At 67.1% G+C, this 20,735-nt stretch carries 13 protein-coding genes and 2 rRNA genes; 9 read left to right on the top strand and 6 right to left on the bottom strand.

Features of this window, described 5'->3' with window-relative positions; translation table 11 throughout:
• Positions 1-62: 62 nt before the first annotated feature.
• Complete coding sequence (locus OG978_RS07590; RefSeq protein WP_442817666.1) at positions 63-536, bottom strand: hypothetical protein; 474 nt, start codon at positions 534-536, stop codon at positions 63-65.
• A gap of 475 nt (positions 537-1,011) precedes the next feature.
• Here OG978_RS07590 and OG978_RS07585 point away from each other — a divergent pair, with 475 nt between their 5' ends.
• The 4 genes from OG978_RS07585 to OG978_RS07570 are packed head-to-tail and all read left to right on the top strand — an operon-like array spanning position 1,012 to position 5,278.
• The gene (locus tag OG978_RS07585) at positions 1,012-3,822 is read left to right on the top strand and encodes a sensor histidine kinase (RefSeq protein ID WP_326764458.1); all 2,811 of its coding nucleotides are present in this window, start codon (positions 1,012-1,014) and stop codon (positions 3,820-3,822) included.
• Positions 3,819-4,262: a roadblock/LC7 domain-containing protein gene (locus OG978_RS07580; protein ID WP_072489357.1), complete on the top strand. Its 444-nt coding sequence runs from the start codon at positions 3,819-3,821 to the stop codon at positions 4,260-4,262. The genes OG978_RS07585 and OG978_RS07580 overlap by 4 nt, the downstream gene beginning before the upstream one ends.
• Positions 4,263-4,269: 7 nt before the next feature.
• On the top strand, positions 4,270-4,692 hold the full coding sequence (locus OG978_RS07575; protein ID WP_326764457.1) for a DUF742 domain-containing protein: 423 nt from the start codon (positions 4,270-4,272) through the stop codon (positions 4,690-4,692).
• Positions 4,673-5,278: a GTP-binding protein gene (locus OG978_RS07570; protein ID WP_326764456.1), complete on the top strand. Its 606-nt coding sequence runs from the start codon at positions 4,673-4,675 to the stop codon at positions 5,276-5,278. The genes OG978_RS07575 and OG978_RS07570 overlap by 20 nt, the downstream gene beginning before the upstream one ends.
• 92 nt (positions 5,279-5,370) lie before the next feature.
• Here OG978_RS07570 and OG978_RS07565 read toward each other — a convergent pair whose 3' ends face one another.
• Both OG978_RS07565 and OG978_RS07560 read right to left on the bottom strand, forming a co-directional pair.
• Entirely contained in the window at positions 5,371-5,733 is a 363-nt protein-coding gene (locus tag OG978_RS07565) for a DUF962 domain-containing protein (protein WP_326764455.1), read from the bottom strand.
• 118 nt (positions 5,734-5,851) lie between these two features.
• On the bottom strand, positions 5,852-6,658 hold the full coding sequence (locus OG978_RS07560; protein ID WP_326764454.1) for a M15 family metallopeptidase: 807 nt from the start codon (positions 6,656-6,658) through the stop codon (positions 5,852-5,854).
• A 57-nt stretch (positions 6,659-6,715) separates the two neighbouring features.
• Here OG978_RS07560 and OG978_RS07555 point away from each other — a divergent pair, with 57 nt between their 5' ends.
• Positions 6,716-7,249 (top strand): NUDIX domain-containing protein, encoded by a 534-nt coding sequence (locus OG978_RS07555; RefSeq protein WP_326764453.1) that lies wholly within the window; start codon positions 6,716-6,718, stop codon positions 7,247-7,249.
• Between the two features lie 36 nt (positions 7,250-7,285).
• On the opposite strand, the gene OG978_RS07550 is transcribed toward OG978_RS07555, so the two are convergent.
• On the bottom strand, positions 7,286-9,637 hold the full coding sequence (locus OG978_RS07550) for a glycoside hydrolase family 31 protein (RefSeq protein ID WP_326764452.1): 2,352 nt from the start codon (positions 9,635-9,637) through the stop codon (positions 7,286-7,288).
• A 221-nt stretch (positions 9,638-9,858) separates the two neighbouring features.
• Here OG978_RS07550 and OG978_RS07545 point away from each other — a divergent pair, with 221 nt between their 5' ends.
• Together OG978_RS07545 and OG978_RS07540 are read left to right on the top strand one after the other, a co-directional pair.
• Complete coding sequence (locus OG978_RS07545; RefSeq protein ID WP_326764451.1) at positions 9,859-11,835, top strand: acetoacetate--CoA ligase; 1,977 nt, start codon at positions 9,859-9,861, stop codon at positions 11,833-11,835.
• Between the two features lie 67 nt (positions 11,836-11,902).
• A complete protein-coding gene (locus tag OG978_RS07540) occupies positions 11,903-12,838 on the top strand; it encodes a hypothetical protein (RefSeq protein ID WP_326764450.1) in 936 nt (311 codons plus the stop codon).
• 63 nt (positions 12,839-12,901) lie between these two features.
• Here the strand turns inward: OG978_RS07540 and ptsP are convergent, their stop codons facing one another.
• Together ptsP and OG978_RS07530 are read right to left on the bottom strand one after the other, a co-directional pair.
• Positions 12,902-14,572, bottom strand: coding sequence for a phosphoenolpyruvate--protein phosphotransferase (ptsP, locus tag OG978_RS07535; RefSeq protein ID WP_326764449.1), 1,671 nt, complete (start codon positions 14,570-14,572; stop codon positions 12,902-12,904).
• A 76-nt stretch (positions 14,573-14,648) separates the two neighbouring features.
• Positions 14,649-15,098, bottom strand: a complete 450-nt coding sequence (locus tag OG978_RS07530; RefSeq protein WP_326764448.1) for a PTS sugar transporter subunit IIA — start codon at positions 15,096-15,098, stop codon at positions 14,649-14,651.
• Positions 15,099-15,780: 682 nt separating this feature from the next.
• On the opposite strand from OG978_RS07530, the gene OG978_RS07525 reads away from it, so the two are divergent.
• Both OG978_RS07525 and OG978_RS07520 read left to right on the top strand, forming a co-directional pair.
• Positions 15,781-17,306 (top strand): 16S ribosomal RNA (locus OG978_RS07525).
• A gap of 295 nt (positions 17,307-17,601) precedes the next feature.
• Positions 17,602-20,727: ribosomal RNA gene (locus OG978_RS07520) — 23S ribosomal RNA — on the top strand.
• Together the 16S and 23S rRNA genes form the textbook arrangement of a ribosomal RNA operon.
• The last annotated feature ends 8 nt before the right edge of the window (positions 20,728-20,735 follow it).

The raw sequence follows: 20,735 nt of genomic DNA, 5'->3' as shown, positions 1-20,735 counted from the left end.
AGGGCGCGCGGGAACGCGCAGGACGGGCCAGGAGGAGAGCAGGGGCGCGGCCCCTTGGGCGTTCAGGCCCGTGAGAGGCTTTCCGCGCTCCGTCGGCGTATCCGCGCGTCGTCCCGCTGCGCGGCCCGCGCCGCCCGCCGTGCCCGGCGACGCTCACGGCGCAACTGCCGCGCCGAACTGCTCGGCATCGAAACCACGCCGTTGCGCTGATTCCAGACCTGCCGGGTGATCCAGACGTCCAGTACCGACCAGGTCGCGACCACGGTGCTGCCCACACTGCTCAGCACCATCGGAAAGGCCAGCCAGGACTCGGTCAACGTGCACAGGAACGCCACCATGGCCTGGATGATCGTCAGCGACATGATGAGAACGGCACGCACGGCGGAGCGGCGGACCGGGTCCGGCATCCGTCGCCGGGTCGCGGGTTCTTGCACCCACAGCTGCTGGCGCGGGATCTTCGCCCCGCCCACCGCAGCCGAGCTTGCCGTCGCGGCCGGTGCCGACGACACCGCGCCCCGACGCTGTTCCGTCTTCAAGGACTCTCAACTCCCCACCACTGTCCGACTTCAGATTTGCTGCCCGGCATGCGCCGTTTCTACGCGGGCGGATCGGACCGTGCCGCCTCGCGGTGTCTGTCCCGCGGCGCCCCCGGCGGATCAGGCATTCCGCCCCCGACCATGATCCCGCCGAACAGACCCTGGTTCTCCCCGTGTTACCCCTGCCCCGTACAGAGAGACGAGTGAACGGCCGTGAAGATTCCCCCGAGCCGTCGCGAAGCGAATAGTTCCAGCCAACTGCCCTGCCGAACAGGATGAAGCCCTGGCGGGTCTCTTCTGCCGCTTTCGCGAATTTCATTGCCCGGAATACCGGGACAACCCGTGACCAACACCGGAAAGCGCGGCCGAAAATTGTCAGGACATCCCTTCGAGTTGCTACTCCGTCAGTAGTAGGCTCGCGCCGTTTGTTGACGAAACACGACCCCGGCCCCGCGGGGTCGAGCTGGGGGAGTCCATGCGCTTTCGCGGAAAGTCCATCCGCAGGAAGATCGTGGCGCTGCTGCTGGTGCCACTCGTCTCCCTCACCGGACTCTGGGGATTCGCCACCTACCTGACGGGGCGCGAAGCCCGTCAGCTGATGGACGCGAGCACGCTCGTGGAGAAGGTCGGTCATCCTCTGGAGGACACCGTCCGCGCCATTCAGGACGAGCGCCGCCAGACCCTTGTCTTCCTCGCCGACCCCAGGGCCTCCAACGCCCTCCCGCTCCTGCAACGCCAGCGAGCGGCCACCGACCGGGTCCTGACCGACGTCAAGGACAGCGCCCGGCAGAAGGACATCCGGGACGCGCTGAGCTCCGAGGACGACACACAGCTGAACTCGATCCTCGGCACCGTCGAGGGCCTGGGCGCACTCCGCGACTCGGTCGACAGACGCACCATCGACCGCCCCAGGGCCATGGAGTTCTACGGCCGGCTCATAGACCCCTGCTACCGCTTCCTGACCGGCCTCCGCACGATGGAGAACGTGTCGATGGACAAGCAGGTCCGTGGCCTGGTCGGCATTTCACGAGCCCGCGAAATGCTCTCCCGTGAAGACGCCCTGGTCGCCTCGTCGCTCATCGCCGGACGGCTCACCGCCTCCGAACTGCGGCAGATCTCCGACCTCGTCGCCAACCGCAAGCTGCTCTACGAGATCAACGTCGACGCGCTTCCCGCGTCGGAGCGCCAACGCGTGGAGCAGTACTGGGCGAGTCCGGACAGCGAACCGCTGCGGACCGCGGAGAAGACCCTCATCGAGGGCGGTCCCACCCAGGACCCGCGCGCCGTCGACGCCGAACGCTGGCAGGAGGCGGCCCCACCGGTCCTGGACCGGCTGGCCAACGACTCCAGGGAGATGAACAACCGCTTCCAGGACCGCGGCAAGCCCGCCGGTTACAGCGTCCTGATCAAGGCCGGGATCGCGGGCGTCCTCGGATTCCTGGCCCTGACCGCCTCGGTGTTCGTCTCCGTACGCATCGGCCGTGAACTGATCCGGGACCTCTCCCGGCTCCGCAAGGACGCCCATGAGGTCTCCGGTGTACGACTGCCGAGCGTGATGCGCCGGCTCGCCGCCGGGGAGCAGGTCGACGTCGAGACGGAAGCCCCGCATCTCCAATACGAGCGGGACGAGATCGGCCAGGTCGGCCAGGCCCTCAACACCCTGCAACGGGCGGCCGTCGAAGCCGCCGTCAAGCAGGCGGACATGCGACGCGGCGTCTCCGAGGTCTTCGTCAATCTCGCCCGCCGCAACCAGGTCCTGCTGCACCGGCAGCTGACGCTCCTGGACACGATGGAGCGCCGTACCGAGAACACCGACGAACTCGCCGACCTCTTCCGCCTCGACCACCTGACCACCCGCATGCGACGCCATGCCGAAGGCCTGGTGATCCTCTCCGGCGCGGCCCCCTCCCGCCAGTGGCGCAAGCCGATCCAGCTGATGGACGTGGTGCGGGCGGCGGTCGCCGAGGTCGAGGACTACGAGCGGATCGAGGTCCGCCGGCTGGCCCGCATCGGTGTGGGCGGCCCCGCCGTCGCCGACCTCACCCATCTGATTGCCGAACTCCTGGAGAACGCGACCGTGTTCTCGCCCCCGCACACCGCGGTCCAGGTGCTCGGCGAACGCGTCGCCAACGGCTTCACGCTCGAAATCCACGACCGCGGCCTCGGCATGGCGCCCGACATCCTCCTGGACGCCAATCTCAGGCTCGCCGAGACCCCCGAGTTCGAACTCTCCGACACCGACCGCCTCGGCCTGTTCGTGGTCAGCCGTCTCGCCCAGCGCCAGAACGTCCGCGTCTCGCTGCAGACCTCCCCGTACGGTGGCACGACCGCCGTCGTCTTCATCCCGGCGGCGCTGCTCACCGACGCCCCGGACACGCATGGCACCGGATTCCGCCTCGACCGCCGGGCCGAGCGGGCGATCGGCAGCGGCGGCAGAGCAGCCGGTGAAGCGTCCGGCAGCGACCGGGACCGCAGGGACGGCGCACCGGACCGCCGGGCCGGAAGCAGGTCCCCGGGCCTCGCCCCCGTGCCGACCGGTCTGGTGGACCCGGCCCTCCTGGACGGGCCCGTCGAACTCGAAGGACCCGTCGGACCGCTGGGCTTCGAGAGCGACCCCGTGCTCGATCCGCTGCTCGACCCCCTGCTGGGCGGCGCCTCCGACATCGACGACACCGAGAGCGAACGCGGCGGCATCTTCCGCTCCCGCGACCTCCGGCGCGACGCCGACCGCGAACAGCACACACAGGCCACCGACCAGGGGGCGGAGCCGGCGTCCGGCGTACGGCCGCTGCGCCCCGGCGCTCCGGTGCCGCTGCCCCGCCGCAAACCGCCGACCCTGGTCGCCGACAACGGCCGCCGGGTCGACGAGGCGGGCCGCGCCCATCCCCCGACCGCAGAGCACGACGACGCGGGCAGGTCCGACGCCGACAGCCCGTCCACCGAACCCCGGCAGCCCACCGGCTTCCGGAGACCCACCGAGCCCGCCACACCCGATGAGTCCGCGTCCCCCGGAGCCCCGAACACCCGGGAGACCGTGGGCGGTCTGCCCCGCCGCATCCGGCAGGCCAGCCTCGCCCCGCAACTGCGTGAGGAATCGAGCGTCCGCGATGCCGAGCCGGCCCGGACGGAACCGGACCAGGACTTCGAGCGTGATGCGGAAGAGGTGCGCAGCCGCATGGCTTCGCTCCAACGCGGCTGGCAGCGCGGCCGTCGGCAGAACGCCGAGGACGTGACCGGCCCCGGTGACACAGCACAAGGAACCACTCCGGGAGGGGACGGTCGATGACCGCACCGAACGTCGCAGCAACCAACGCCGCACGCCAGGGCTCCGGCCAGCTCAACTGGCTCCTCGATGAACTCGTCGAGCGCGTCGCCAGCATCCACAAGGCGCTGGTGCTCTCCAGCGACGGCCTCGCCACCGGTACGTCGAAGGACCTGACCCGGGAGGACAGTGAGCATCTGGCGGCCGTCGCCTCCGGATTCCACAGCCTTGCCAAGGGCGTCGGGCGGCACTTCGACGCGGGCCGCGTCCGCCAGACCGTCGTGGAACTCGACGAGGCGTTCCTGTTCGTCACGGCGGCCGGTGACGGCAGTTGTCTCGCGGTGCTGGCCGACGCCGACTCGGACGTCGGCCAGGTCGCGTACGAGATGACGCTGATGGTCAAGCGCGTCGGCGCCCACCTGGCCAACGCTCCCCGGACGACCGGTCTGTCCGCCGGGGGGTGAGTGGACGGTGAGCGCTGACTCCTCCAGATCTCCGACAACGCCCACCGACCCGCAGGCCTCGCGCTGGTACGACGCCGATGCGGGACCGGTGGTCCGTCCGTACGCGATGACCCGGGGCCGAACCAGCAGCGCCTCCCGCCATCGGCTCGACCTGATCGCGGTCGTCGTCCCCGAACCCGAGGCCGACGACCCCGGCCGGGACCAGACGCTCTCCCCGGAACACGTGGAGATCATCGAACTCTGCAGTGGCATGCCCCAGTCGATCGCGGAGCTCGCGGCCGGCCTGGATCTCCCCGTCGGGGTGGTCCGGGTGCTGGTCGGCGACCTCGTCGAGGACGAGCTGGTGCACGTAACCCGTCCCGTTCCGCCGGCCGAGCTGCCGGACGTGAACATTCTTCGCGAGGTGATCAATGGCCTTCGGGCGCTCTAGCCGCAAGAAGCGGCCCGTTGAGCCCGTTACCCTGAAAATCCTGGTGGCGGGCGGCTTCGGAGTGGGTAAGACGACTCTGGTCGGCGCGGTCAGCGAGATCAGGCCGCTGCGTACGGAGGAGAGACTCAGCGAGGCGGGCCGTCCGGTGGACGACCTGGCGGGCGTGGAGGCGAAGACCACCACCACGGTGGCCATGGACTTCGGCCGGATCACGCTGCGCGAGGACCTGGTGCTGTACCTCTTCGGTACCCCGGGGCAGGACCGTTTCTGGTTCCTGTGGGACGAACTGGCCCAGGGCGCGCTGGGGGCCGTCGTGCTCGCGGACACCCGGCGGCTGGAGGACTGCTTCGCGGCGGTCGACTACTTCGAGCGCCGCGCCATCCCGTTCACGGTCGCCGTCAACTGTTTCGAGGGAGCCGACGAGTTCCCCACCGCGACGGTGCAGGCGGCACTGGACCTCGACCCGGAGGTGCCCGTGCTCATGTGCGACGCGCGCGACCGCGGCTCCGTACGGGACGTACTGGTGGCCGTCGTCGAGCATGCCGTGGCCCGCGCGGATCGCGTTCGCGAGCCTGCCGCGACATAGGGCCGCGCGGCCCGTACCCCCGCCGACCGGGCTAGGGGCCATACGTTGTCGGGTGACTGAGCAAGGAGTTTTCTCCCTGCTGTGACGGGCCGTCAAGACTGTTGACGGCGGCCGTTGTCGGCGAGCCACTTGGCGGCGGTCTCCGCCAGCTCGCGGTCGCGGCCCGCCAGCATCATCCGGATCATCTGCACGTCGCCACGGAGCGACCAGGCGGGATGCCCGAAGGTGGCCGGATTGTTCTTCTCGATCAGGAAATGCGCGGGCCAGGCGGTCCCGTACCCGATCAGCGGCAGCGCGGCCGCGTACCTCTTGCGCCCCCGTGCCAGGCCGTAGGCGGTGACCGCGAGCCCGGTCAGTGTGCCGGTCAGATGGACCCAGCGGGTTGCGGCCCTCGAGTGCATCGCCACGTAGTAGGGCCAGAACTCCTCGTACGAATCGAACGTCTGCTGTGACATACGGGCACCGTAATGGCTGGGACCGCAACCGGAAACGGCCGATGCGCGTCGGAGAAGAAGAAGCGGGCGGCCGAGACCCACGGGGGTGGTCCCGGCCGCCCGCTTCAGCGCATCGGCGTCAGTGCCCCGCGACGGACCGCCGGGCCACCGGGAAGTCGAAATAGGTGTCCGGGAACAGCTCGGGCTTGAAGGTGTAGTGCCACCATTCCTCGGCCAGATTCACGAAGCCGACGTCCGTGAGCGTCTTCTTCAGGAATTGCCGATTGGCGCGCTGCGCCCCCTGGATGCGCGGGTCATCGGTGTGGGAGAGCGTGTCGAAGCAGTCGAATCCGGTGCCCATGTCCACGGAGTTGTCCGGGAATCGCTCGGCCGCGGGCGCGTGGCAGGGCACGTGCGGGTCGCCGGGCCGGTACGGCGGGGTCGGCGCGGCGGGCAGCTTCACCAGGGTCAGATCCACCGTGCTGCCGCGGCTGTGCCCGGACTTCTCCGCGATGTAACCGTCCGCGAACAGCCGTGTCTTGTCGACCCGGGGGTAGAACTCGCCCTTCATGGTCTCGTCGTCGAGATCCTTCGCCCACCGTACGAAGTGGTCGACCGCCCGCTGCGGCCGGTAGCAGTCGTACACCTTCAGCGAGTAGCCCCGACGCAGCAGCCGGGTCTGCGCGTCGTGCAGCGCCCGGGCCGCGGGCCGGGTCAGGATGCAGAGCGGCTTGCGGTAGCCGTCCACCGGGACGCCCATGAAGTTGTGGGCGGTGGGGTAGCGCATCTCCTGGATGATCGTCGGATCCACCGAGCTCAGCGCGACGAACTCCTCGGGCGCCTTCGGCTCGGGCCTCGCCAGAGCCGTGGGGGCGGCGGCGGTGACGGCGAGCAGGGTGGCGGCAGCGGCCACCAGGACACGGAAAGCGGAAGCGAAACCTGTCATGAGCACATAATCCAATAGTGCGGGGGAGTCCGCCGGAGGATCGGATACAGTCCGCGCGTGTCCGCCCCCAGGAACAACCCCGAGAAGCCGGCCAAGGACTCCCACTGCGGCAGCTGCGGAGCACCCTACGCCGCAGCCGTCACCTGGCCCCGCACCTGCACCGCCTGCGGCAGAACCGCCTACCGCAATCCGCTGCCGGTCGCCGTGGCCCTCCTCCCCGTCACCGACCGGGACGGCACCGGCCTCGTAGTGATCACCCGCACCATCCCGCCCCACCGCGGCGGCCTCGCACTCCCCGGCGGCTACATCGACCACGACGAGGACTGGAAGCACGCCGTCGTACGGGAACTCGGCGAGGAGACCGGCATCGGAGCCGACGAACGGGACGTCCGCCTCGCCGACGCACTCAGCGCCCCGGACGGCCACCTGCTCCTCTTCGGCCTCCTCCCGGAACGCCCCGCAGCCGCCCTCCCGCCGTCCCGTCCCACCGACGAGACCTCCGGCTTCCGGCTGCTCCGCACACCCACCGAGCTCGCATTCCCGCTGCACACCCGCGCCGTCCGCACGTGGTTCGACGGCGGCTACCGCTGACCGGCTCGACGGCTCCGCCGCACACCACCAACCGGCCTACAACCCGCGCACCCGCACCGGGTACCCCACCAGCCCCTCCTCACCCTCCCGCTCGACCACGACCCGCCCGTCCACCAACCGCGACACGTACCGCTCGACCTCCGCCCGTTCCCAGCCGTCCCCCGCATCCCGGACCACCAGCCCGCCCCCACTGCGCCCCGCCGCCGGAGCCCACACCTCCAGCTCCACACCACCGTCCGCACCCCGCACCGGCAGCACCGAACCCGCCCGCGCCAACACCGGCACCCGCGACAGCGGCGCATCGAGCAACACCTGCCCCGGACCCTCGTACACCTCACCGGTCGCCGTGTCGTACCAACGCCCCCGCGGCAACCGCACTGCCCGGCGATCCGCGCCGCGCTCCAGCACCGGAGCCACCAGCAGAGCGTCACCCAGCAAGAACGCGTCCTCGCACTCCCGCAACGCCCGGTCCCCGGGCGCACGCCACCAGAGCGGCCGCACATACGGGGCGCCGGTCAGCCCGGCCAGCCGCGACAGCGTCACGAAGTACGGGTGCAGCCGCTCCCTCTCCGCCAGCGCGGCCCGGGCGTGCTCCAGCACCCGGGGCCCGAACTCCCACGGCTCCCGCCGCCCCGCGTCGATCGCCGCATGGGTACGGAACAACGGCAGATACGCACCCAGCTGGAACCACCGCAGATACAGCTCCGGCGACGGCGACCCGTCGAACCCGCCCACATCGGGCCCCGAATACGGCACCCCGCACAGCCCCAGCCCCAGCACCAGCGCCAACGAGGCCCGCAGCCCCGGCCAGCCGGTCGCCACATCACCGGACCAGGTGCCCCCGTACCGCTGCATCCCCGCCCAGCCGGAACGCGAGAACAGGAACGGACGCTCCTCGGGCCGCAGCCGGAGCAGCCCCTCGTACCCGGCACGCGCCATCGCGAGCGCGTACACATTGTGGGCCTCGCGGTGATCACCCCCGCGGCCCTCCAGACAGTGCCGCGCCGAACGCGGCAGCGTCGGATCCCCGAACGCCGCGAACGACACCGGCTCGTTCATGTCGTGCCACACACCGGAGAACCCCTGCGCCAGCCGCTCCTCGTACAGACCACCCCACCACTCCCGCACCCGCGGATCGGTGAAGTCCGGGAACACGCACTCGCCCGGCCACACCTCCCCACGCACCACCCGCCCCCGCGCGTCCCGGACGAACGCACCGCGGTCCCCGACCACCGCCCCCGCGTCGAACACCGCGTTCCCCGGCTCCGCCTTCACCGCGGGATCGACGATCGACACCAACCGCACGCCGTCCTCCCGCAACTCCTTCGCCAGGCCCGGCAGATCGGAAAAACGCCCGTGATCGACCGTGAACACCCGGTGCGCGTCGTAGTGGTCGATGTCCAGATGCAGTGCGGACAGGGGCAGCCCCCGCTCCCGGTAGCCGGCGACGACCCGCCGTACCTCCCGCTCACTCCCGAACCCCCACCGGGCGTGCTGCGGACCCAGTGCCCAGGACGGCGGCACCGCCGGGGCACCCGTGAGAGCCGTCCAGCCCTGCAGCACCCGGGCCGGCGTACCCGCCACCACCCAGCAGCGCAACGGCCCCCCGTCCATCCGCACCTCGCACATCCCCGGCCGGTCATGGCCGGAGCCCGCGCCCTCCTCGCCCTCGCGCAGAGTCACCCGCCCCGACCAGGTGTTGTCGTGGAACATCAGATGCGTCCCCGCGTCGCAGACCACGAGCTGCACCGGCATCGTCAGATACAGCGGATCGTCACCGGGCCCGAAGCGCCCACCCGGATCGGTGTTCCACAGCCCGTACACACCGTCCCGCAGCCGCGGCCCCGACGCCCGGCCGCCGAGCCCGAAGAAACGCGCATCCGCCGGAACCTCGGAACGCTGCACCCACCGGGCACCACCACCCGCAACCGGCTCCCACCAGCGCGGCGGCAGCTCGCGCCGGAGCACCACCCCGCCAGGGGTACGCAGCTCCACGGCCCCGTGCCGCGACACCGCGACGGTCAGCCGCTCCGAGACCACCTGCCAGCCGCCGTCCTTGTCCGGCTCCAGCTCGGCCCGCGGATCCGGCTCGGGCGCCGCACCGGGCAGCGCGTACGACGGCAACGCCTCCGCCCCGTCCCAGCCCCAGAACACCGCACCGCCCACCGCCACCCGCACCCGCAACTCCGAACGGGCGAACCGCACCACACCCCCGCCCGGCTCCGGCTCCGCCCCCACCACCAGACCGGGCACGCGCGCCCGCTCCGCACCACGCCGGGGCAGCGCCCGCGCATCCGCACTCCGGCGCCGCAAGGAGGAGCGCACCGCGCGCAGCCCTCGCACCGAACCGACCATCTTCACCGAGCGCACCAGGTCACGACCGTCCATGCAGCTCACCCTGCCATCCGGCGAGGCGGGCGCGGGCTCCGTTCAACTTCCGTTCACCCGTGGCCGGACCACATGTCCGGACACGCGACCATGGGCGGGGAACCCTGGTGCGAAAGACGATCACATGGCATCGTCCGTAAAAGCCGCCTCACGCGCACACCCCAGCACGTGTGCGCGACCCACGCCCATCCCGCGTACCCGTACAGCCAGGGAGCCGCCCCATGACCGCCGCAGCCAACGAAGCCCCCCTCTGGCAGCCAGGCCCCGACCGCATCGCGGCCGCCGCCGTCACCCGCTTCCAGAAGTGGGCGTCCCAGCGCTACGGAGCTCCGGCCGACGGCGGCTACCCGGCTCTGCACCAGTGGTCCGTGGATGAGCTCGACACCTTCTGGAAAGCCGTCGCCGACTGGTTCGACATCCGCTTCTCCACCCCGTACGAGACCGTCATCGCCGACCGCACCATGCCCGGCGCCCAGTGGTTCCCCGGCGCCACCCTCAACTACGCCGAACACGCGCTGCGCACAGCCGAGGACCCCCTGCGCGCGGACGCCCCCGCCCTGCTCCACGTCGACGAGACCCACACCCAGGTCCCCGTCTCCTGGTCCGAACTCCGCCGCCGGGTCGGCTCGCTCGCCGCCGAACTCCGCGCCCTCGGCGTCACACCGGGCGACCGCATCAGCGGCTACCTCCCCAACACGCCCGAGGCCGTCGTCGCCTTCCTCGCCACCGCGGCCGTGGGCGGCGTCTGGACGTCCTGCGCCCCGGACTTCGGCGCCCGCAGCGTCCTCGACCGCTTCCAGCAGGTCGAACCCGTCGTCCTCTTCACGGTCGACGGCTACCGCTACGGCGGCAAGGAACACCACCGCGCCGACACCGTCGCCGAACTGCGCCGCGAGCTCCCCACGCTGCGCGCCGTCGTCCACATCCCGCTGCTGGGAACCGAGGCCCCCGAGGGCGCCCTCGAATGGTCCGCCCTCACTTCCGCGGACACCGAGCCCGTCTTCGAGCAGGTCCCCTTCGACCACCCGCTCTGGGTGCTCTACTCCTCCGGCACCACCGGACTCCCCAAGGCCATCGTCCAGTCCCAGGGCGGCATCCTGCTCGAACACTTCAAGCAGATCGGCCTGCACTGCGACCTCGGCCCCGACGACCGCTTCTTCTGGTACACCTCCACCGGCTGGATGATGTGGAACTTCCTCGTCTCCGGCCTCCTCACCGGCACGACACTCGTGCTGTACGACGGAAGCCCCGGCTACCCGGACGTCAGCGCCCAATGGCGCGTCGCCGAACAGACCGGAGCCACCCTCTTCGGCACCTCGGCCGCCTACGTCATGGCCTGCCGGAAGGCCGGCATCCACCCGGGCCGCGACTTCGACCTCTCCCGCGTCCAGTGCGTCGCCACCACCGGCTCCCCGCTCCCGCCCGACGGCTTCCGCTGGCTTCACGACGAAGTGGACGACGACCTGTGGATCGCCTCCGTCAGCGGCGGCACGGATGTCTGCAGCTGCTTCGCCGGCGCGGTCCCGACCCTTCCCGTACACATCGGCGAACTCCAGGCCCCGTGCCTGGGCACGGACCTCCGGTCCTGGGATTTTGCGGGCAAACCACTCATCGGCGAGGTCGGCGAACTCGTCGTCACCGCGCCCATGCCCTCCATGCCCATCCGCTTCTGGAACGACCCCGACGGCAGTCGCTACCACGACAGCTACTTCGACATGTACCCCGGCGTCTGGCGTCACGGCGACTGGATCACGATCACCGAACACGGCTCGGTCGTCATCCACGGCCGCTCCGACTCCACCCTCAACCGCCAGGGCGTACGGATGGGCTCCGCCGACATCTACGAGGCCGTCGAGCGGCTCCCCGAGATCCGCGAATCCCTCGTCATCGGCCTCGAAGAGCCCGACGGCGGCTACTGGATGCCGCTCTTCGTCCACCTCGCCGACGGAGCGCGGCTCGACGACGCGCTGCGCGACAGCATCAAGCGGACCATCCGGGAGAACCTCTCCCCGCGCCATGTCCCCGACGAGGTCATCGAAGTCCCCGCCATCCCGCACACCCTCACCGGCAAGCGCATCGAGGTCCCGGTCAAGCGCCTCCTGCAGGGCACGCCCCTGGCCAAGGCGGTCAACCCCGGCTCGATCGACAACCTCGAACTCCTCCACTTCTACGAGGAACTCGCCCGCAAGCGTCACTGACCGTCTGCGTTGTCAGTGCCCCTGATTACTCTGAGTGAGCAATGATCGACAGCGCACTGGGGGAGTCATGGCGCACATCAGGAACAACGGAAACAGCAAGCACGGCAGGACAGCGGGGTACAGCCGGTCCGGCGCGTCCATGCGACGCACGCTGCGCCGCGAAGCACCCAGCACTGTCGGTCTCCTGGCCGACGAGCAGGACTTCGCGGCGATGCGGCGCTACCGCACCTTCGCCTTCGACGACCACACCGTCTATCTGCAGGAGGTCGAAACCCTGCTGAAGTCCCTCTCCGCACGGGGCATGCACGCCACGGTCGCTCTCTTCGACCCGGAGGAGTACGCGGAGTTCTGCGCCGAGTCTGGGCTCGCTCCCGACACCCCGGCCAGCCGCAGCCGCTTCACCGCCGAGGTCGCCTCCACCGGCGCCACCGTTGCGTATACCGGACAACCCATCGACACCCTGATCCCGCTCCTGGTCAACCGGGCCGTCCGCCGGGCCACCTGGGAGTACGCCACCATGATCCTGGCCGGCCTCGGCGAATGCGCGGACTGCGGCAAGGACGTCGGCCACGCCGCCTTCGACCGGGCCTCGCACCTCCTGCTCCGCATCCTGGAGACGGCAGGCCCCGGCACCCACCATCTGGTCTGCAGCACTCCCACCGACAACGAGCACCTGCTCGCCGTCCTGCACACCGAGCGCGACGCCACGGGGCCCGCCCGACTCGGATCCGAGGAAGGAGCAGAGTTCGTCACGGTGCTCGCCGTGGGCATCGCCCTCGAAAGGCCCGGGGGAGTCGTGCTCCGTACGAGCAATTCCGGTGCCCAGGACCGGGTGCACGGCTGGCGGCTGACCCGCGGCAACCTGCTCCCGCTCAGCGCCGGCGAGGTCTTCAGCGCCTACTGCACCGACGCCGACACCGGCGAACCGGTCGCCCCGGAGTCACACGTGGAGTACTGCGCCGGCTTCGACCTCGGCGCGGACGAACCGGAATCGCACCACTGACAGGCCGAAGGGGCTCCCCGCACCAACGGCGGGGAGCCCCTTCACCACAGAACGCCGCGGGACCTACTCGCCCGACAGCACCACCTGAGCCGCGACCCGCGCCTCCTCGGCGGAGTCCGCCGCACGTGCGGCGGAAGCGGCACGCTCGCACTGCGCGAGCGTGTACTTCGCCAGCGTGGCACGGACGTAGGGAATGGACGCGGCACCCATCGACAGCGACGTCACACCCAGCCCCGTCAGGACACAGGCCAGCAGCGGATCGGAGGCGGCTTCACCACAGACACCACAGCTCTTGCCCTCGGCCCTGGCCGCCTCCGCCGACAGCGCCACCAGATCGAGCAGCGCGGGCTGCCACGGGTCCTGCAGCCGCGACACCGCACCCACCTGACGGTCGGCGGCGAAGGTGTACTGAGCCAGGTCATTGGTGCCCAGCGAAAGGAACTCCACCTCCCGCAGGATCGAACGCGCCCGCAGTGCGGCGGACGGAATCTCCACCATCGCGCCGCACTTCGCCTGCAGACCGGCCTCACGGCAGGCGTCGGCGAAGGCCCTGGCATCCGCACGGTCCGCCACCATCGGCGCCATGACCTCAAGGTGCACAGGCAGGCCCTGGGCCGCCTTCGACAGCGCGGTCAGCTGGGTACGCAGCACGTCGGGGTGGTCCAGCAGACTCCGCAGTCCGCGCACACCCAGCGCCGGGTTCGGCTCGTCCACCGGAGTCAGGAAGTCCAGCGGCTTGTCGGCCCCGGCATCCAGCACCCGTACGACCACACGCCCTTCGGGGAAGGCCTCCAGCACCGCCCGATAGGCCGCAACCTGCTTCTCCTCGGACGGCGCCTGCTTGCTGTCGTCGAGGAACAGGAATTCGGTACGGAACAGCCCCACGCCCTCCGCGCCGGCCTCGACCGCCGCCGGCACATCGCCGGGCCCGCCGACATTGGCGAGCAGCGGGACCTTGTGGCCGTCGGAGGTCGCACCCGGACCGGACGAAGCCGACAGCGCGGCCTTGCGCGCCGCAGCGGCACTCTCCATCTCCGCACGCTTCTCGGCGCTCGGCTCGACGAAGATCTCACCGGTGCTGCCGTCCACGGCGATGACCGTGCCCTCGGCCAGCTCGCCGGCACCGGGGAGCGCCACCACGGCGGGCACCCCGAGTGCGCGGGCCAGGATCGCGCTGTGGCTGGTCGGCCCGCCCTCCTCGGTCACGAAGCCGAGCACCAGAGCCGGGTCGAGCAGCGCCGTGTCCGCGGGCGCCAGGTCCCGCGCGATCAGCACATAGGGCTCGTCACTGTCCGGCACACCGGGCATCGGCACACCGAGCAGCCGGGCCACGATCCGATTGCGCACGTCGTCGAGGTCGGCAACACGGCCTGCCAGGTACTCCCCGGCGTTGGCGATCAGCGCCCGGTAGGCGGCGAACGCGTCGTAGACGCCACGCTCGGCGGTGCTGCCGACGGCGACACGCCGTTCCACGTCAGCCATCAGCTCGGGGTCCTGCGCCATCATGGCCTGGGCCTCGAGCACATGCTGAGCCTCACCACCGGCCAGGTTCCCGCGCGCGATCAGGTCGGCCGCCACGGCTTCCACGGCCTGGCGAGCGCGCCCCTGTTCGCGCTCGGCCTCCTCGGCGGGGATCTGCTTGGCCGGCGGCTCGAGCACCGCCGTACCCATATGACGCACCTCGCCGATCGCCACCCCATGGCTCACACCGACGCCTCGCAGCGTTGTCTCCATTGCACCCGTCTCCGGTCGTGCGGCGGTCCGTGCCCCCGCGGTGGATATCCAGTCGGCTGTCATCGTTCCGAGTTCGTCACTGCCAGCCGAACAAGGTGTCGCCGACCTTCACGTCGCCGTCCTCGCGGACGTCGGAGAGGGATTCGGCGGTGGCTTCCAGCGCCACGACCGGGCACACGGGCGACTTACCGGCCGCCTCGACGGCCGCAGGGTCCCAGCGCACGATGCCCTGACCGCGCGTGACCGTGTCCCCCTTGTTCACGAGCAGCTCGAAGCCCTCGCCATTGAGCTGAACGGTGTCGATGCCGAGGTGCGTGAGCACCCCGTGCCCGTGCTCGTCCACGACGACGAACGCGTGCGGGTGCAGGGAGACAATGATGCCGTCGACCGGCGATACCGCCTCGGACGGCTCACGCACGGGATCGATGGCGGTTCCAGGACCCACCATCGCGCCGGAGAAGACCGGGTCCGGTACCGCAGCGAGCCCGATGGCACGTCCGGCAAGAGGGGACGTCACAGTGGTCATAGGGAGCCTCCCAGGGGTGGAGCTTGATCGGCGCCGTCACAGCCTGTGGGCGACGGCGTGCTGTTCAGCAGCGTAAATCATAAGAAGTCCCGGTTCCGCCCGAGTCCTGGCGGTTCGCGGCCTTAGAGACGTACCGGAATCGATTTGCCTCGACTCCCGGCGGCCTGTACTGTCGTACTTCTGCCTGACCCCAACGCGACTTTGAGTCGGGGGTCGGCGGCGACTTTTAAGCCCTGACTCTAACCCGGACTCGGCACCTGCATGCCTGCAGGGGCTGGTCAAGGAAAGCGAAAAGGACTGATAGAGTCGGACTCGCCGGAAAGGGAAACGCGAAAGCGAAGAACTGGAAAGCGAAGCAAAACCCCGTTTCGACCGGGAATCGGACACGAAAGAGTCTGATAGAGTCGGAAACGCAAGATCGAAGGGAAAAGCCCGGAGGAAAGCCCGAGAGGGTGAGTACAAAGGAAGCGTCCGTTCCTTGAGAACTCAACAGCGTGCCAAAAGTCAACGCCAGATATGTTGATACCCCGGCCTGCTTCGGCAGGTTGGAGGTTCCTTTGAAAGTCCTACGGGGTCACTGACCCGGTAGGCAATTTACACAGCGAGGACGCTGTGAACGACCGGTCTTATTCCGTCCGGTCGTTCCGCTCTCGTGTTGTGTTGTCCCGATCACGGGAAAACATTCACGGAGAGTTTGATCCTGGCTCAGGACGAACGCTGGCGGCGTGCTTAACACATGCAAGTCGAACGATGAAGCCCTTCGGGGTGGATTAGTGGCGAACGGGTGAGTAACACGTGGGCAATCTGCCCTTCACTCTGGGACAAGCCCTGGAAACGGGGTCTAATACCGGATAACACTCTGTCCCGCATGGGACGGGGTTGAAAGCTCCGGCGGTGAAGGATGAGCCCGCGGCCTATCAGCTTGTTGGTGGGGTGATGGCCTACCAAGGCGACGACGGGTAGCCGGCCTGAGAGGGCGACCGGCCACACTGGGACTGAGACACGGCCCAGACTCCTACGGGAGGCAGCAGTGGGGAATATTGCACAATGGGCGAAAGCCTGATGCAGCGACGCCGCGTGAGGGATGACGGCCTTCGGGTTGTAAACCTCTTTCAGCAGGGAAGAAGCGAGAGTGACGGTACCTGCAGAAGAAGCGCCGGCTAACTACGTGCCAGCAGCCGCGGTAATACGTAGGGCGCAAGCGTTGTCCGGAATTATTGGGCGTAAAGAGCTCGTAGGCGGCTTGTTGCGTCGGTTGTGAAAGCCCGGGGCTTAACCCCGGGTCTGCAGTCGATACGGGCAGGCTAGAGTGTGGTAGGGGAGATCGGAATTCCTGGTGTAGCGGTGAAATGCGCAGATATCAGGAGGAACACCGGTGGCGAAGGCGGATCTCTGGGCCATTACTGACGCTGAGGAGCGAAAGCGTGGGGAGCGAACAGGATTAGATACCCTGGTAGTCCACGCCGTAAACGTTGGGAACTAGGTGTTGGCGACATTCCACGTCGTCGGTGCCGCAGCTAACGCATTAAGTTCCCCGCCTGGGGAGTACGGCCGCAAGGCTAAAACTCAAAGGAATTGACGGGGGCCCGCACAAGCAGCGGAGCATGTGGCTTAATTCGACGCAACGCGAAGAACCTTACCAAGGCTTGACATACACCGGAAAGCATCAGAGATGGTGCCCCCCTTGTGGTCGGTGTACAGGTGGTGCATGGCTGTCGTCAGCTCGTGTCGTGAGATGTTGGGTTAAGTCCCGCAACGAGCGCAACCCTTGTTCTGTGTTGCCAGCATGCCCTTCGGGGTGATGGGGACTCACAGGAGACTGCCGGGGTCAACTCGGAGGAAGGTGGGGACGACGTCAAGTCATCATGCCCCTTATGTCTTGGGCTGCACACGTGCTACAATGGCCGGTACAATGAGCTGCGATGCCGCGAGGCGGAGCGAATCTCAAAAAGCCGGTCTCAGTTCGGATTGGGGTCTGCAACTCGACCCCATGAAGTCGGAGTTGCTAGTAATCGCAGATCAGCATTGCTGCGGTGAATACGTTCCCGGGCCTTGTACACACCGCCCGTCACGTCACGAAAGTCGGTAACACCCGAAGCCGGTGGCCCAACCCCTTGTGGGAGGGAGCTGTCGAAGGTGGGACTGGCGATTGGGACGAAGTCGTAACAAGGTAGCCGTACCGGAAGGTGCGGCTGGATCACCTCCTTTCTAAGGAGCATCTAGATTCCGCAAGGAATCCAGTGCCACTACGTCGGCAAATGTCCGACGGTGGTTGCTCATGGGTGGAACGTTGACTATTCGGCACGGTTCTTCAGGGATCATTAGTACTGCTTCGGCGTGGAACATGAATTCTGGGGGATCGGGTCGGGCACGTTGTTGGGTATCTGAGGGTACGGCCGTATGGTCGCCTTCAGTTGCCGGCCCCGGTAAAGCATCGCTTCGGTGGTGTGTGACGGGTGGCTGGTCGTTGTTTGAGAACTGCACAGTGGACGCGAGCATCTGTGGCCAAGTTTTTAAGGGCGCACGGTGGATGCCTTGGCACCAGGAACCGATGAAGGACGTGGGAGGCCACGATAGGCCCCGGGGAGCTGTCAACCGAGCTTTGATCCGGGGGTGTCCGAATGGGGAAACCCGGCAGTCGTCATGGGCTGTCACCCGCTGCTGAACACATAGGCAGTGTGGAGGGAACGAGGGGAAGTGAAACATCTCAGTACCCTCAGGAAGAGAAAACAACCGTGATTCCGGGAGTAGTGGCGAGCGAAACTGGATGAGGCCAAACCGTATGCGTGTGATACCCGGCAGGGGTTGCGCATGCGGGGTTGTGGGATCTCTCTTTCACGGTCTGCCGGCCGTGAGACGAGTCAGAAACCGTTGATGTAGGCGAAGGACATGCGAAAGGTCCGGCGTAGAGGGTAAGACCCCCGTAGCTGAAACATTGACGGCTCGTTTGAGAGACACCCAAGTAGCACGGGGCCCGAGAAATCCCGTGTGAATCTGGCGGGACCACCCGCTAAGCCTAAATATTCCCTGGTGACCGATAGCGGATAGTACCGTGAGGGAATGGTGAAAAGTACCGCGGGAGCGGAGTGAAATAGTACCTGAAACCGTGTGCCTACAAGCCGTGGGAGCGTCGCTGTATGTGCTTGCACATGCAGTCGTGACTGCGTGCCTTTTGAAGAATGAGCCTGCGAGTTTGCGGTGTGTTGCGAGGTTAACCCGTGTGGGGAAGCCGTAGCGAAAGCGAGTCCGAACAGGGCGTTTCAGTAGCACGCTCAAGACCCGAAGCGGAGTGATCTAGCCATGGGCAGGTTGAAGCGGAGGTAAGACTTCGTGGAGGACCGAACCCACCAGGGTTGAAAACCTGGGGGATGACCTGTGGTTAGGGGTGAAAGGCCAATCAAACTCCGTGATAGCTGGTTCTCCCCGAAATGCATTTAGGTGCAGCGTCGTGTGTTTCTTGCCGGAGGTAGAGCACTGGATAGGCGATGGGCCCTACCGGGTTACTGACCTTAGCCAAACTCCGAATGCCGGTAAGTGAGAGCACGGCAGTGAGACTGTGGGGGATAAGCTCCATGGTCGAGAGGGAAACAGCCCAGAGCATCGACTAAGGCCCCTAAGCGTACGCTAAGTGGGAAAGGATGTGGAGTCGCAGAGACAACCAGGAGGTTGGCTTAGAAGCAGCCACCCTTGAAAGAGTGCGTAATAGCTCACTGGTCAAGTGATTCCGCGCCGACAATGTAGCGGGGCTCAAGCGTACCGCCGAAGTCGTGTCATTCGTACATGTATCCCCAACGGGAGTACGGATGGGTAGGGGAGCGTCGTGTGCCGGGTGAAGCAGCCGCGGAAGCGAGTTGTGGACGGTTCACGAGTGAGAATGCAGGCATGAGTAGCGATACACACGTGAGAAACGTGTGCGCCGATTGACTAAGGGTTCCTGGGTCAAGCTGATCTGCCCAGGGTAAGTCGGGACCTAAGGCGAGGCCGACAGGCGTAGTCGATGGACAACCGGTTGATATTCCGGTACCCGCTTTGAAACGCCCAGTACTGAGCCCATTAATGCTAAGTCCGTGAAGCCGGCCCGATCTCTTCGGAGTTGAGGGTAGTGGTGGAGCCGATGAACCAAGGTGGTAGTAGGTAAGCGATGGGGTGACGCAGGAAGGTAGTCCAGCCCGGGCGGTGGTTGTCCCGGGGTAAGGGTGTAGGACGCACGGTAGGTAAATCCGTCGTGCACATAGTCTGAGACCTGATGCCGAGCCGATTGTGGTGAAGTGGATGATCCTATGCTGTCGAGAAAAGCCTCTAGCGAGTTTCATGGCGGCCCGTACCCTAAACCGACTCAGGTGGTCAGGTAGAGAATACCGAGGCGTTCGGGTGAACTATGGTTAAGGAACTCGGCAAAATGCCCCCGTAACTTCGGGAGAAGGGGGGCCATCACTGGTGAGGAGACTTGCTCTCCGAGCTGGGGGTGGCCGCAGAGACCAGCGAGAAGCGACTGTTTACTAAAAACACAGGTCCGTGCGAAGCCGTAAGGCGATGTATACGGACTGACGCCTGCCCGGTGCTGGAACGTTAAGGGGACCGGTTAGCTGACTTTCGGGTCGGCGAAGCTGAGAACTTAAGCGCCAGTAAACGGCGGTGGTAACTATAACCATCCTAAGGTAGCGAAATTCCTTGTCGGGTAAGTTCCGACCTGCACGAATGGCGTAACGACTTCTCGACTGTCTCAACCATAGGCCCGGTGAAATTGCACTACGAGTAAAGATGCTCGTTTCGCGCAGCAGGACGGAAAGACCCCGGGACCTTTACTACAGTTTGATATTGGTGTTCGGTTCGGCTTGTGTAGGATAGGTGGGAGACTTTGAAGCGGCCACGCCAGTGGTTGTGGAGTCGTCGTTGAAATACCACTCTGGTCGTGCTGGATGTCTAACCTGGGTCCGTGATCCGGATCAGGGACAGTGTCTGATGGGTAGTTTAACTGGGGCGGTTGCCTCCTAAAGAGTAACGGAGGCGCCCAAAGGTTCCCTCAGCCTGGTTGGCAATCAGGTGTTGAGTGTAAGTGCACAAGGGAGCTTGACTGTGAGACCGACGGGTCGAGCAGGGACGAAAGTCGGGACTAGTGATCCGGCAGTGGCTTGTGGAAGCGCTGTCGCTCAACGGATAAAAGGTACCCCGGGGATAACAGGCTGATCTTCCCCAAGAGTCCATATCGACGGGATGGTTTGGCACCTCGATGTCGGCTCGTCGCATCCTGGGGCTGGAGTCGGTCCCAAGGGTTGGGCTGTTCGCCCATTAAAGCGGTACGCGAGCTGGGTTTAGAACGTCGTGAGACAGTTCGGTCCCTATCCGCTGCGCGCGTAGGAATATTGAGAAGGGCTGTCCCTAGTACGAGAGGACCGGGACGGACGAACCTCTGGTGTGCCAGTTGTTCTGCCAAGGGCATGGCTGGTTGGCTACGTTCGGAAAGGATAACCGCTGAAAGCATCTAAGCGGGAAGCCTGCTTCGAGATGAGTATTCCCACCCCCTTTGAGGGGTTAAGGCTCCCAGTAGACGACTGGGTTGATAGGCCAGATGTGGAAGCCCGGTAACGGGTGGAGCTGACTGGTACTAATAGGCCGAGGGCTTGTCCTCAGTTGCTC

The organism is Streptomyces sp. NBC_01591 (assembly GCF_035918155.1).
In the GTDB taxonomy this organism is placed as follows: Bacteria; Actinomycetota; Actinomycetes; order Streptomycetales; family Streptomycetaceae; genus Streptomyces.
Note: the sequence above shows the minus strand (reverse complement) of the source record. Positions and strands in the feature narration are given on the sequence as shown.